The sequence below is a fragment of the Mesorhizobium sp. FG116 genome, from assembly GCF_057809835.1.
In genome coordinates this window covers 1-13,013 of the sequence record NZ_JBMDKS010000031.1, presented here as the reverse complement: position 1 = coordinate 13,013, position 13,013 = coordinate 1, and the positions used below count along the sequence as shown (strand labels likewise).

The following is a 13,013-nucleotide window of genomic DNA, read 5'->3' as shown; positions in this document are numbered from 1 at the left end:
AGCGGCGGCCGGCCTGACGACCGTCGCGCGGCGGCAGCATTGTGAGGAAACTGCCTGCCTTGAAGCATCGTCCCACGGGTTTGGCTTTTGGGCAAGTGTGTGGGAGAAGGTGCGCGGGAGGACGCCGCCATTTCCAAATCTGCCGCCGAACAGATGTATGACAGCCTGAGCGTGTCGGAGCGGCTGCCGGCGGACGAACTGGAGGCCTATACGCGGCACCTGCTAACGCCGATCGCAAGGCATGCGTTCGATACCGTGCCGTTTTATCGGAACAGGCTCGCCGGTATTTTCCGCCCGGATGGAACGGTCGATCACGACGCATGGCTCGATTTGCCGGTGTTGACGCGGCGCGACCTCGCCGATGATTTCGAAGCCTTGAAAAGCAACGCCATTCCAATGGCCCATGGCGAGACCAGACCGGGCACGACCTCAGGCTCATCGGGGATTCCCGTTACCGTGCTCAAGACTGCGTTTGCAGGAAAGATGGAGCAGGCCATCATGGGACGGTTCTACCGGTGGGTCGGTTTGAACCCCACGCATCGGCTGGTCATGATAAGGGCCGCCGCGCACCCCAAGCTTCGCTATGAGGTGCAGGAAGATGAGCCCTGGGTCCCATCCTGGATGGCGCCCGAGGATTTCGGCACCTATTCCCGGCTTGCTTACCCGACCAAGCTTTCCGAGCAGCTTGCCTATATCCAGCGCCAGGGGCCGGTTTATCTGAATACGCAGCCAAGCAACGCCATGGGGCTGGTTGCCACTGCCGAGCAAGCCGGGGTGATCGGGCTCGAGGTGAAGGGAATAATCACGCTTGGCGAATTTGTTCCCCAGCAGCTCCGTAGCGATGCGAGACGCGTGCTGGGTTGCGAGATATTCGATACCTACAGCGCCAATGAAGTTGGCACTATGGCTTCGCAATGTGCTTGCGGTTCGCTTCATGTGAATGCCGAGTGCATTCTGGTTGAAGTGCTAAGGCCGGATGGATCGCCCTGCGATGATGGTGAGGAAGGGCGCATCGTGCTGACCACGCTGCTCAATTCCGCAATGCCGCTGATCCGCTACGACATAGGCGATATCGGCTATCTCGGCGGACGATGTGACTGCGGCTTGACCTTGCCCAAGCTCACATTGACCGTTGGTCGCCTTCGAAGGCTGTTCAAGTTTTCCGACGGGACAGAGATCGCGCCCATTTTCGGCATGGAGTGGTTTGCTTCGGCTTTTCCGGTTGTCCAGTGGCAACTCGCGCAGATCGGCCCGGAGGCTCTCGAACTGCGGTTCTCGAGCCGGGCTGACGACGATGCGCTGAACTATGAGGCCGTAACACAGGGACTGCGCGACTATTTTCGGCGGCCGGTCAGCGTCAGTTTCAAGCGCTATGACGATATGACGGTTGGGCCGGGCGGCAAGATCGACCAGTTCGTAAAAGAAAATGGACCGGCGCTTGACGCGGCCGGTCCAGATATCAGGCTGCCTTAAAAAGGCAGGGTCAGCCGCATTCGCTGGTGCAAGGTGCAGGGCCCGTCGTGGTGTCGTCGGGAGCGTTGAAGGCTGCGCCGAAGAAGTCGAGCAGGCGGGTGCGCGGGTCATCCTCACGATGACGATCCTTGAGAGACTTGCCGGCTTCACCGAAGTAGATGCGCAGGCCGACATTGTAGGTCTGGGTGTCGTCGCCAATGCCTGCATCCGCGAACAAGGCAACATTGTTGCTGGCGAAGGGCAGCATCGCTTCGCCGCCGACCTTGGCGAAGGTTTCATCGAACTGATGTCCGATGCCTGCGTGGATGCGGAAATTGTCGGTTGCGTAGAATGCCGCGACCAGATCGCCGCTGAAGAACGTGTCGTTGCCGCCGTCGCCATCGACGAAATCGGCACCTACGAAGGCTTCAACGCTGACACGGTCGAAGTAGGCTTCACCTTCGCCGCCGAGGCGCCAGATCGAAGCGCTGTCGCCGCCACCCGAGATGCGGACATAGTGACCGTAGATGCCAAGCAGGCCCTGATCGGGATCGCGCCAGAAGCCGTGGGCGCCGATGCCGCCTGCGGTGATGTGAGGGTCAGTATCGAAGCGGCCAGCGCCTGCATCGATCTGAACGCCGAACTGCTGGGCAACCGGGAAGGAAATCGATCCGACGCCATAGATTGCGTTCGGCTCATCGGAAACGCCCGAAATGTTGGTGTCGGTGTAGCCGATGTCGAGCTTGCCATTGATGCCGGATACGGCTGGCTTGCCCTCGAACTTTTCCTGAAAATCGGCCGCCTGAGCGGATACGCCCAAGGTGAAGAAAATCGCAGTCGTGGTCAGAAGATATGCGCGCATCGTCCCCATCCAAAAAATACTCAAATCAACTTGCGGCACCATGGCGAGACTCGGATCGGAGCGGAAGCATTGCGTTACCGGATTCAAGGTTAACGCAGAGGAATGCCGAAACGGTGTGGCGACTTTGACACATTCTTGCCAGAGTTAGGCCACGTTCTGTTCGTGACCGATGCTGCCCGTGCACACGAATCGGCGCGCTATTTCATCAACCGCCCGATGACCTTGCGTGCTACGGTGCCGGGTTTGACGTTGCTTATCTGGCCTTTGTACTCGCCGGAATAAACCTTGCGCACCATGGCGGTGCGGTTGGACACGTTTTCATCCAGCGACACGGCAAACTCAGACTCGGATCGCCGGACAATGGTGCCTTCAAAATGAGCGTGACCGAGTTGAACGGATACCCGCGTTCCAAGCGGTGCATGCACATTGCCCAGCAGGCGCATGCCGCCGACCGACACATCCGCGGTGACGAAGATGTGGTGTTCGTTGTCGAACGACACGATCACCGTCTCCTTGCCTTGAAGGCGCTCATGGCGGCGCATACGGGGTTTTTCGACGCAGACCGCGATCGCGGAAACGAGAATGATTATGTTGTACCAGGACCAGTAGAGCGCCACCACGCTGGAATCCTGCAGCGGATCTCTGCCGCCAAAGGAGATAAGCACCCCGAGAAGGGTCAAGCCGAGCAGGAAGCTGAACATACCCATCATGCGCCACTGGATGACTGTCTTGGAGCGATCTCCACCCTTGGCAGTAACCTTGAATTTCTGACCCTTGGGCTTGAACAGTCCGATGGCGACAGCGGTGAGGATTTCGCGTGCGGCAAGCAATTGCGAGATATCGGTCATCACCGGCAGGACGCGCTGACCGGAGAGCCACGCCATGACCGCGATCTGGGAAAGATAGTAGGGCAGGAAGTTCGCGATGCCGTCGGCTGTGCCGACATTGACGGCGTTGATGCCCAGCAGGAGGTAGAAGATCGGGACGAGGATGCCGGCCACGCGAAACAGGTAGGCCATGCTCCAGTAGAGCATGCTTTCGACCAAGCTGACGCGGTCGATGAACTGAAGGCCGTTGCTGAGTTTGAACGGACCATCCTTGCCGCGGATGATCTGGATGAAGCCGAGACACCAGCGCGAGCGCTGGGTGATGTATTCCTGCAGGCCTTCGGGCGCCAAGCCGAGTGACAGACGCTCGTTGAGGTAGACCGTGCGGAAGCCGTTGCGCTTCAGCCTTAACGTGAGCAGGTAGTCTTCCGTCACGGATTCAGTCGGGAAGCCGCCGGCGCGCTGGAGTGCTTTCATGCGGATGACGGAGGAGGTGCCGCAGCAAAAGGCCGTGCCCCAGGCATCCTTTGCCGGCATGAGCACGTCGAAGAAATAGCGCTGCTCGTCCGGCCAGGCGTCGGAAGCCTGCAGGTTGGCCTGGATCGGGTCCGGATTGATGAAGTGCTGCGGCGTCTGCACGATGCCGACATCCGGCTCCTTGAACAGGGTCAGCGCGCGCGACAGGAACATTGGCGTTGGCACGAAGTCGGCATCGAGAACGGAGATGAAATCCGGCGGCTCATCCAGGCCTGCGACGTGACGCAGGGCGTGGTTGATGTTGCCCGCCTTGGCATGGGCGTTGTCCGGGCGGGTCAGGTAGTTCGCGCCGAGTTCGTCCGCTAGTTCAGCAAGCCATTGCCGCTTTCCGTCATCCAGTACCCAGACGCGGAAGTTGGTATAGGTCATGCCGGTTGCGCCGACGATTGTGCGCTCAAGGATTTCGCGTTCCTCGTTGTAGGTGCAGATGAAGACATCGACCAACGGCATATGGGGCAGGGCATTCAGCCACGGCGTGTTCTTTTCGACCTCGCTCGAGCGTTCCTTGGTGCGGGTCAGAGTTATGTAGGAGATGATCGAGCCCGTAACCGCTCCGACCTCGATCAGGAAGAACAGCCAGCCGACGACAAAATCGACGGGATTGGCGAGGGAGGGGATGGTGGCGGTGATACGCCAGAACAGATATTTGGCGGTGAGGGCCAGAACCAGAATGATCGGCAGAATTCGGAAGCGGCTATGGCGATTGATCCATGGCATCACGGCCAGCAGCAGGCCGGCAATGATAAGGCCGGGCACGGCACCTTCCGATAGAACCGACAGGATCGGGTTCATGGCCGGGACGCTCTCAGGAAGACGTCTTGCCGAAAACCACGCGGCCTGTGCGGCCAACAGGGCAAGAACCTTCCTGTTGCATTCCCTCGACTGCGACCAAAGCGCGATAAGCCTCTTTCGTCAGAGCCGACGGCAGAATAGCGAAGTTGGATGCGGCCGATGAAACGCCGCTGAGTTGCACCACTTTGCCCGGCAGGGCGCGCGAACCTTCACGGAAGGTGAAGCTTGCCGGCATGCCGACCGAAAGCGTGTTGTAGACAGCCTCGGTAACCGCTGCGGTGACCAGCAATTTCGAGCAATCCAGCACGCTGATCAGTGGCTGCCCGGCAGTGACCTGTTCGCCCGGCGCGGTGAACAGTTCCCATACCTGGCCAGCGGTCGGCGCGGTCAACTTTGCTTCGCTTGCCAGATCAAACAGCGATTTTTCCCGGGTCAGCCCTTCTTCCAGCCTGGCTACACGCGCGTCTTGCCTTGCCTTGTCGGATTCGAGGGACGCCATTGTCTCGGCGATGTCGTCGAGACGCTGGGCGGAGCGGGGCTCGTCGTCATAACCGTCGCCGAAGAAGCGGCTTTGCGCCAATGCTTCCGCTTCGACGCCAAGTGCGGCCTTGCGCGCCTTGGCCTGATCCAGTTCAGCGGCGGCGACATCAAGGTCGCGCTTGGCGTTTTCCCGAGCAGCCTTCGCGGCCGTGCCCTTGGCTGTCAGCGACGACTGCCGCTCGAACTCTGCTTCGGCGCGCGCCAGAATTGCTTCGGCTCCGGTCAACTGGGCATCGACCTCGGCAATTTGCGCGGCGACACGGTTCTTGCGATCGATACGAAACGTATCCACCCGCTTGCCTATGCCGGCGCGCAGTTCGGCCAGACGGGAAATGCGGGCTGCGAGTGCATCCTGCTCTTCGCGGGCAGCACCCAGTTCCTCGCTGGCGCGCTCTATGGCGTTATGGTCCGCGCGGGCATTGGCCACGGTTGCCAGTTCCCAACCGGCCGGGATCGTGCTTCCGACGCGGAGCCCTTCGAGGCCTTCCGCGATGACGCCGCCAATCGGGGCGCGGATGGTTACGATCTGGGCGTTGACCACCGCTTCCACGCTCGAAACCTGGAAAAGGCGCTGCATCGGCATCCAGCCGACCGTCAGCAGGATGGCAAGACCTGCAACTGTCTTGAGAATGCGCGACCAAAGCGGCGAAAGAGGCTGGCTAAGACGTGAGGGAGCGGGCTGAGGAGCGGGCGCTTCCTGGGTCTCCTCGTTGCTGAATTCCTTGGCAAGCATGGTCTGCAAGGCGCCAGCGCCTTTGGCGTCCGTTGATGGCGTTGCCTGATTATAGACGAAGCGGTTCGCCGACGAGGCGTCCGTATCCGTGTCCGGATCGGGTTGGGTATTGGTGACTTTCCTGGGCTGGGCCCCGGTTTTGGATGTCATCTCGACCATCCCGCCGTTGGCGGGTTCCCTGTTACACCGAACGTGTTGCTTGTTGCATTCGGCTTTTATCTGCCGACAGTGTTACCGATGGGAGTTTCGAGACCCTAAAGTTCTATGCAATTTTTACGCGATGGCTAATGCATCGTGAAAAATGGCGCTGATTGCAGGGTGGCCTTATAGTCAGTTGAATCAGCTTGGAATTTATCGGGAAACGAGGTTTCACCATGAAGATCACACCATGCGGAAGCGTGCCGACACGGCTTGCTTCGGAACAGTATTTTACGGGCAGGGTGACGCAGGACCCGATCATCGAGACGGAAGCCCCGGCCCATTTAAGGGCGATTTCGGTGCGGTTCGATCCGGGCGCGCGAACGCACTGGCACACGCACCCGCTTGGCCAGACCTTGCACGTGACGGCAGGGGCGGGACGCGTGCAAAGCTGGGGTGGCCCTGTTCAGGAGATCAGGGCAGGCGATACGGTGTGGTTCGCGCCCGGCGAAAAGCATTGGCATGGTGCTACTCCGCTCACGGCCATGACCCATATCGCCATGCAGGAAGCGCAAGATGGCAGGGCCGTCGACTGGCTGGAGCCGGTGAGCGATGAGCAGTACGGGGCGTAGTGCCGGGTGAAGCGCTGACCCTAGCTGGCGAACTTGCGTGCGCCGGCCACGCACAGGATGACTGCAACAGTGACCGCCAGCATGCCCAGCGTTACGGGCTCGTGCAGGAGGGTCGCCGCCAGCGCCAAACCGAAGAACGGCTGCAGGAGTTGCAACTGGCCCACCGCTGCGATGCCGCCTTGCGCGAGGCCGCGGTACCAGAACACAAAGCCGATCAACATGCTGAACAGAGAGACATAGACAAGGCCGATCCAGGCAGGTGGATTTATGTCCGCGAATGTCGGCGGCATCCGGCTGATCATCAAAGCCGCCATGACGGGTAGCGACAGTACGAGCGCCCAGGAGATGACCTGCCAGCCGCCGAAGACGCGAGACAGCTTGGCGCCTTCGGCATAACCCAATCCGCAGACAATCACCGCCGCTAGCATCAGCGTGTCGCCAATCGGCGAGGCGGTGAGGCCTTGCGATAGCGCAAAGCCCGCTACAAGCGCACTGCCGAGGACAGAGAAAGCCCAGAAGGCGGGCTTGGGCCGTTCGCCGCCGCGGATGACGCCGAATATGGCCGTCGCAAGGGGCAGCAGCCCTATGAAAACGATCGAATGCGCGGACGTGACGTGCTGAAGGGCAAACGCTGTCAGCAGCGGAAATCCGACGACAACGCCTAGCGAGACCACGACAAGCGAGGCGATGTCGGCGCGGGTAGGGCGCTTCTGCCTAAATGCGAGGAGCAGGCAGAGCGCCAATGCGCCGGCGATTGCCGCACGTGCCGCAGTCAGAAACACAGGATCGAACTGCAACACGGCAACGCGGGTGGCGGGCAGCGAGCCGCTGAATATGACCACGCCAATCAAGCCGCTGACCCATCCGGTGGTTGTCCGGTCCATATCCCACTCCATCGATTGCAGCTTTCTATGGGCTTCGATGGCTGGCGCAGCCAGTAACAGTTCAGTACAATTGAACTGAACTGTTATGATACGATGGGCAATACAGATGGATGGAAATTCCGCAACAGGTTCCCGCGTCGAGGCAGTGATGGCAACTGTGCGCCAGCGGATTGCAGGGCGCAGCCTCACATCAGGCGCCAAACTGCCGTCGATCCGTGGGTTCGCCGCCACGCTCAAGGTTTCCGCCTCGACCGTGGTGGAGGCCTACGAGCGGCTTGTCGCGGAAGGGGTTATCCACTCGCGGCCCGGCTCAGGTTTCTACGTCGCCAACCAGACGGCGCCGCTATCGCTGTCCGAGATCGGCCCGAAGCTCGACCGGGAGGTCGATCCGTTCTGGGTTTCGCGGCAATCGCTGGCGACCGGCGACGACAGCATGAAGCCGGGCTGTGGATGGTTGCCGGCATCGTGGATGCCGGAGAGCGGTATCCGGAAAGCGCTACGTTCGCTTTCGCGCGCTGAAGGGACGGTGCTGGGTGACTATGGCTCTCCCTTGGGCCTGCCGCCGCTGCGCCAACTTATCGTCCGGCGGATGGCGGAGAGGGGCATCGAATGTTCGCCGGACCAGGTCATGCTGACCGAATCCGGAACGCAGGCAATGGACCTGCTTTGCCGCATGCTTCTGGAACCCGGCGATACAGTGCTGGTCGATGACCCTTGCTATTTCAACTTCCAGGCGCTGTTGCGCGCCCATCGCGCCAGGATGGTCAGCGTGCCTTACACGGCGTCCGGACCCGATACAGAGCGCCTCGCGGTAGTGTTGGCCGAACACAGGCCGCGGCTCTACCTGACCAATTCGGCGATCCACAATCCGACCGGCGCGATCCTGTCGCCTGTTGTTGCCCACAGGGTTCTTAAGCTCGCCGACCAGTTCGGGCTGACCATCATAGAGGACGACATTTTCGCCGACTTCGAACGCAGCCCGGCTCCGCGCCTGGCCGCTTTCGACGGGCTCGACCGTGTCATCCACATCGGCAGCTTTTCAAAGACGCTTTCCGCGTCTGCCCGTTGCGGCTTCGTGGCGGCGCGCCCTGAATTGATCGAAAGCCTGATTGACCTGAAGATTGCAACCTCATTCGGAGGCGGAAGGCTAACCGCTGAACTGGTTCTTTCCGTGCTGAGCGACGGCGGCTACCGCAAGCACATGGACGGACTGAGAAGCCGTCTTGCTCGCGCAATGTCCGATGTCGCAACCAGGCTGAAGGCCATTGGCATCGTGCCCTGGCTTGAGCCGCAAGCCGGAATGTTCCTGTGGTGTCGCCTGCCGGACGGTCTGGACGCCGCGGATGTCGCGCGGGCGGCACTCGAAAGGGGTGTGGTGCTGGCACCCGGCAATGCGTTCAGCCTGTCGCAATCTGCCACGAACTACATGCGGTTCAATGTTTCGCAAACGCTCAGAGACCACACTTTCCAAGTGTTGCAAGAGGCGTTGCAGTCGGCGCGGAAGTCGGGCGGCTGACGAAAACACAAAGCCCGGCGGTGTGCCGGGCTTTGGAGTCATTTCAGGTGGTTGAGCAGGTCAGCTCAAGCTTGCTGTGAAACGCTGGATGCGCGTGCAGGCTTCCTCCAGCAGCTTTTCCGACGTGGCGTAGGAAATGCGGAAATTCGGGCCAAGGCCAAAGGCCGAGCCGAACACCACAGCGACGCCTTCGGCCTCCAGCAATTCGCTGCAGAAGGTCTCGTCGGTGTCGATGACCTTGCCGTTGGGAGCCTTCTTGCCGATCAGGTTGGCGCAGGACGGATAGACGTAGAACGCGCCTTCAGGCGATGGGCAGGTAATGCCGCGCGACTGGTTGAGCATCGACACGACGAGGTCGCGCCGGCCCTGGAAGATCGCCTTGTTCTTCTTGATGAAGTCCTGCGGGCCATTGAGCGCTTCGACGGACGCCCACTGGGCGATGGTGCAGGCACCGGAGGTCTGCTGACCCTGGATCATGTCCATTGCCTTGATGAGCTGGAGCGGGCCGGCTGCATAGCCGATGCGCCAGCCGGTCATGGCATAGGCTTTCGAGACGCCGTTCATCGTCAGCGTGCGTTCGTAGAGGTTCGGCTCGACCTCGGCGATGGTCTTGAAGACGAAGTCGCCATAGGTGAGATGCTCATACATATCATCGGTCAGCACCCAGACCTGCGGGTGCTTCAGGAGAACGTCGGCGAGGGCCCTCAGTTCGGCCTCGGTGTAGGCGGCACCGGAAGGGTTGGACGGCGAGTTCATCAAGAGCCACTTGGTCTTCGGCGTGATCGTCTTTTCCAGCACCTCAGGGGTCAGCTTGAAGCCGTTGTCGATCGAGGTATCGGCAAAAGCGGACGTACCGCCGCAGATCGCCACCATTTCAGGGTAGCTGACCCAGTAGGGGCGAGGGATGATGACTTCGTCGCCGGGGTTGAGCGTAGCCATGAAGGCGTTGAACAGGATCTGCTTGCCGCCGGTGCCGACGATGGTCTGCGCGGGCGTGTAGTCGAGATTGTTCTCGCGCTTGAACTTCTTGGCGATCGCCTCGCGCAGCGGCACGATGCCGGAGACGGGCGGATACTTGGTTTCGCCGCGGCGGATTGCCTCGATGGCAGCGTTCTTGATGTTGTCGGGCGTGTCGAAATCCGGCTCGCCGGCACCGAGGCCGATGACATCGCGCCCGGCGCTTTTCAGCTCGCGCGCTTTCTGCGTCACCGCGATGGTCGCGGAAGGCTTTACGCGGGAAAGGGCGTCGGCAAGAAAGGCCATGAGGAAATGTCTCCAGAGTGTGGCTGAATCCAGTCGTTCGACTGCGTGCTTCTATTGTCGCATCGGCTGGCGAAGTGCAAGCTTCGCGAAACGGGAACCGGCGAATTCCAATCTCTGCTACATTAACTGGCGGTAAAATATTGAGCCGGTAGAATGGTCTGATTTGCAACTGGTATGCGGAGCGCCGATTTGGCTCGGAGCATCGGGCTTGCCCATGTCATTCGTCACGAGGACGGCACTGCGACCGGCGTGTGGGGCGTCTATACGCTGAAGAGCGCATTCCAGCCGATTTTCGCATTCAATGAAGGCAAGCTTTCGATCGTTGCGTTCGAGGGGCTGATCCGCCCGTTCCGCAACGGAGAGCCGGAAACACCGGCTGTGTTCTTTTCAGGATGCCCTCCCGTAGACCGCCTGCACATCGAGGGGCTGACGCGAACCATGCACCTTTTGAACGCCGGGGTTTGCCTTCCCGAGCAAATGTCGGTGTTCATCAACTTCGACCCTTCCGTCTTTACGGACAGGAGCATCTCGGATGCTGCCATGCGCGACATGCGGCTGGTGCTGCATGAGGCGAAAATCGATCCGCGCCGCGTGGTCTGCGAAGTGACCGAGCAAAAGACGATATCCCAGGAAGCGCTTTACGAGTTTGTCTCGGCACTGCGCGGCAGCGGGTTCCGGATTGCGGTGGACGACTACGGCGCCGACGAATCCGACATAACCCGCATCCAGGAACTCAAGCCAGACATCGTTAAGTTCGATGCGGTATGGATCGGCCAGTTGATGGAGTCTGGTGCGGGCTTTGCCTTGCTGACGGCAATGGTGAAGTCCTTCGAGGAGCAGGGAATTCATACCGTGTTCGAGGGCATCGAGGAGAACTGGCAACTCGAGCTTGCAGAAAAGTCCGGCGCCTCGATGGTGCAGGGTTTTGTGCTGGCGCGCCCGGAAATAGCCTCGTTGTCCTTGCGCAACATGGGGGGCATCAGCGAGATGCAGGCGACACTTGAGCAAGCTGAGGATGCCGATGCGGCACGGCCGTCGCGCGCTATCGGGCGGACGGTCAGGGTGTTTGGCCGAAGATCCCTCAGATGACACGCAAGCCTGACCGGCGCCGCGATGTCCGCGGAGCGATCTTTGCCGATGAAATCGGCATCGAATACGGGGTCTATGGCGATTTCCGGCTGCGCAGCGCCTATCAGCCGATCTTTGCGCATCGCGACGGTGCGCTGAAGCCTGTGGCTGTCGAGGCACTCATAGAACCTCATGTGGCCGGCCAGCCTCTTTCTCCCGGTGTCTTCTTTGATGGCATTGCGGCCAAGGATCGGCTGTTCGTGGAAACGATGTGCCGCACTTTGCACCTGCATAACTTCCGGCATATCGGGGTTAGTGACCTCGACCTGTTCTTCAATTTCCATCCTGGCGTCAACGATCATCCGGGGCGTGTTCTTGCCGAACTGCGGCTGATGATGGGCGGGCTGGAGGATGTCGAACTGCATCCCGGCATGCTTGTGTGCGAGATCACCGAACATGCCGCGCCAAATGACAAGGTGCTGGTGGCAATCGCTCGCGAAATGCGTCGCAACGGCCTTCGCATAGCGGTTGACGATTTTGGCGCCGGCCATTCGACGGAAGAAAGGCTCAAGCTGATCGAGCCGGATATCGTCAAGATCGATGGACCATGGTTCGCGCTTTTGTGCCGCTACCCTGCGGCCGAACGCCTGTTCAAGTCGCTGGTCAGCCTGTTGCACGATCGCGGCGTCAAAATACTGGTTGAGGGGATCGAGCAATCCAACCAGTTGCGGGTGGCGATGGAAGGCGGCGCTGACCTGCTGCAAGGGTTTCTGCTCGGCCGCCCGGCACTGGCCGGAACGATTTTCAACGAGGAGCCGCTCGACGCTGCGCGCTTGCTCGGCCGGACCGGCATGGCTTCGCCTTTGATCGGCTGACCGATCAACGAAATCGATTACTGCACCAATATTAATCACTGGAAGCGCGGTTTTGGCGGGCGCAATAGTTCAGCACAGGGAGACTGACTGAATGACCGTGCTTTATGGAATGATCGACAGCGGCAATTGCTACAAGCCGCGGCTGCTTATGGCGAAACTGGGCCTGCCGTTCACCAATGTCGAGGTGAGCTCGCATACCGGGCAGACACGCACCCCCGAGTTCGTGGCCAAGAACCCGAACGCGATGGTGCCGCTGCTGGAACTCGATGACGGCCGGCGGATTGCCGAATCGAACGCCATCCTGCTCTATCTTGCGGAAGGAACGCGGTTTCTGCCCGGCGACCGCTATCAAAGGGCCATGGCCTATCAATGGCTGTTCTTCGAGCAATACAGCCATGAGCCCTATATCGCCGTGCGCAAGGCGCTTTTGACTTTTCCCGAACGCGCGAAGGACGCGACACCGGAACGGCTGGCGCAGACGCTGGAGCGCGGCAACAAGGCGCTTGGCGTCATGAACAGGCATCTGGCCGACAACGCCTATTTTGCCGGAGGCGCGCTCAGCGTTGCTGATATTGCGCTTTATGCCTACACGCACTCTGCGGAGCAGGGGGGCTTTCAGCTCGATGCCTATCCGGCGGTTGCCGCGTGGCTGAAGCGGGTGGAAGCCGATCCGGGCCACGTGCCGAGCGACTGGCTGCCGTGAGGCCAACGTATAGCGCGTGCCACGCCGTTCTTTTGCGCAATTTGTACGCTGCCGTTTGGTCATGGCATGGATCCCAGGGTCTTCGCAACGGCCTTCGGCCTGCTCCGCCCTAGGATGACGAAGGATGGGTGTCGCCCGCCCTCCCTTCTCCCCTTGTGGGAGAAGGTGCCTGAACGAAGTGAAGGCGGATG

Annotated in this window: 11 protein-coding genes; 6 read left to right on the top strand and 5 right to left on the bottom strand. The window is 60.6% G+C overall.

What is annotated here, in order from left to right:
- Positions 1-99: 99 nt before the first annotated feature.
- Positions 100-1,473 carry a phenylacetate--CoA ligase family protein gene (locus ACODTY_RS20000; RefSeq protein WP_488995957.1) on the top strand — a complete coding sequence of 458 codons (1,374 nt, stop codon included), beginning with the start codon at positions 100-102 and terminating at the stop codon, positions 1,471-1,473.
- Positions 1,474-1,483: 10 nt separating this feature from the next.
- On the opposite strand, the gene ACODTY_RS19995 is transcribed toward ACODTY_RS20000, so the two are convergent.
- The 3 genes from ACODTY_RS19995 to ACODTY_RS19985 form a co-directional block, all read right to left on the bottom strand.
- Entirely contained in the window at positions 1,484-2,314 is an 831-nt protein-coding gene (locus ACODTY_RS19995; RefSeq protein WP_488995956.1) for a hypothetical protein, read from the bottom strand.
- Positions 2,315-2,511: 197 nt separating this feature from the next.
- Positions 2,512-4,470: a glycosyltransferase gene (locus tag ACODTY_RS19990; RefSeq protein ID WP_488995955.1), complete on the bottom strand. Its 1,959-nt coding sequence runs from the start codon at positions 4,468-4,470 to the stop codon at positions 2,512-2,514.
- Between the two features lie 13 nt (positions 4,471-4,483).
- Positions 4,484-5,893, bottom strand: a complete 1,410-nt coding sequence (locus ACODTY_RS19985; RefSeq protein ID WP_488995954.1) for an HlyD family secretion protein — start codon at positions 5,891-5,893, stop codon at positions 4,484-4,486.
- A gap of 224 nt (positions 5,894-6,117) precedes the next feature.
- Between ACODTY_RS19985 and ACODTY_RS19980 the strand changes: the two genes are divergently transcribed.
- Positions 6,118-6,513: a (R)-mandelonitrile lyase gene (locus tag ACODTY_RS19980; RefSeq protein ID WP_488995953.1), complete on the top strand. Its 396-nt coding sequence runs from the start codon at positions 6,118-6,120 to the stop codon at positions 6,511-6,513.
- Between the two features lie 20 nt (positions 6,514-6,533).
- Here the strand turns inward: ACODTY_RS19980 and ACODTY_RS19975 are convergent, their stop codons facing one another.
- Complete coding sequence (locus tag ACODTY_RS19975; protein WP_488995952.1) at positions 6,534-7,397, bottom strand: DMT family transporter; 864 nt, start codon at positions 7,395-7,397, stop codon at positions 6,534-6,536.
- An 85-nt stretch (positions 7,398-7,482) separates the two neighbouring features.
- On the opposite strand from ACODTY_RS19975, the gene ACODTY_RS19970 reads away from it, so the two are divergent.
- Complete coding sequence (locus tag ACODTY_RS19970) at positions 7,483-8,913, top strand: aminotransferase-like domain-containing protein (protein ID WP_488995951.1); 1,431 nt, start codon at positions 7,483-7,485, stop codon at positions 8,911-8,913.
- Between the two features lie 60 nt (positions 8,914-8,973).
- On the opposite strand, the gene ACODTY_RS19965 is transcribed toward ACODTY_RS19970, so the two are convergent.
- Positions 8,974-10,176: a pyridoxal phosphate-dependent aminotransferase gene (locus tag ACODTY_RS19965; protein WP_488995950.1), complete on the bottom strand. Its 1,203-nt coding sequence runs from the start codon at positions 10,174-10,176 to the stop codon at positions 8,974-8,976.
- Between the two features lie 189 nt (positions 10,177-10,365).
- Between ACODTY_RS19965 and ACODTY_RS19960 the strand changes: the two genes are divergently transcribed.
- From ACODTY_RS19960 to ACODTY_RS19950, 3 genes are all read left to right on the top strand, one after another.
- On the top strand, positions 10,366-11,265 hold the full coding sequence (locus ACODTY_RS19960; protein WP_488995949.1) for an EAL domain-containing protein: 900 nt from the start codon (positions 10,366-10,368) through the stop codon (positions 11,263-11,265).
- Positions 11,262-12,119, top strand: a complete 858-nt coding sequence (locus ACODTY_RS19955; protein WP_488995948.1) for an EAL domain-containing protein — start codon at positions 11,262-11,264, stop codon at positions 12,117-12,119. The genes ACODTY_RS19960 and ACODTY_RS19955 overlap by 4 nt, the downstream gene beginning before the upstream one ends.
- 91 nt (positions 12,120-12,210) lie before the next feature.
- Positions 12,211-12,822 (top strand): glutathione S-transferase family protein, encoded by a 612-nt coding sequence (locus tag ACODTY_RS19950; protein ID WP_488995947.1) that lies wholly within the window; start codon positions 12,211-12,213, stop codon positions 12,820-12,822.
- Positions 12,823-13,013: the final 191 nt, after the last annotated feature.

Excerpts from the sequence above, each read along its gene's own strand:
- ACODTY_RS19995 (WP_488995956.1), bottom strand. The coding sequence starts at position 2,314 with ATGCGCGCATATCTTCTGACCACGACTGCGATTTTCTTCACCTTGGGC.
- ACODTY_RS19990 (WP_488995955.1), bottom strand. The coding sequence starts at position 4,470 with ATGAACCCGATCCTGTCGGTTCTATCGGAAGGTGCCGTGCCCGGCCTT.
- ACODTY_RS19985 (WP_488995954.1), bottom strand. The coding sequence starts at position 5,893 with ATGACATCCAAAACCGGGGCCCAGCCCAGGAAAGTCACCAATACCCAA.
- ACODTY_RS19980 (WP_488995953.1), top strand. The coding sequence starts at position 6,118 with ATGAAGATCACACCATGCGGAAGCGTGCCGACACGGCTTGCTTCGGAA.
- ACODTY_RS19975 (WP_488995952.1), bottom strand. The coding sequence starts at position 7,397 with ATGGACCGGACAACCACCGGATGGGTCAGCGGCTTGATTGGCGTGGTC.
- ACODTY_RS19970 (WP_488995951.1), top strand. The coding sequence starts at position 7,483 with ATGATACGATGGGCAATACAGATGGATGGAAATTCCGCAACAGGTTCC.
- ACODTY_RS19965 (WP_488995950.1), bottom strand. The coding sequence starts at position 10,176 with ATGGCCTTTCTTGCCGACGCCCTTTCCCGCGTAAAGCCTTCCGCGACC.
- ACODTY_RS19955 (WP_488995948.1), top strand. The coding sequence starts at position 11,262 with ATGACACGCAAGCCTGACCGGCGCCGCGATGTCCGCGGAGCGATCTTT.
- ACODTY_RS19950 (WP_488995947.1), top strand. The coding sequence starts at position 12,211 with ATGACCGTGCTTTATGGAATGATCGACAGCGGCAATTGCTACAAGCCG.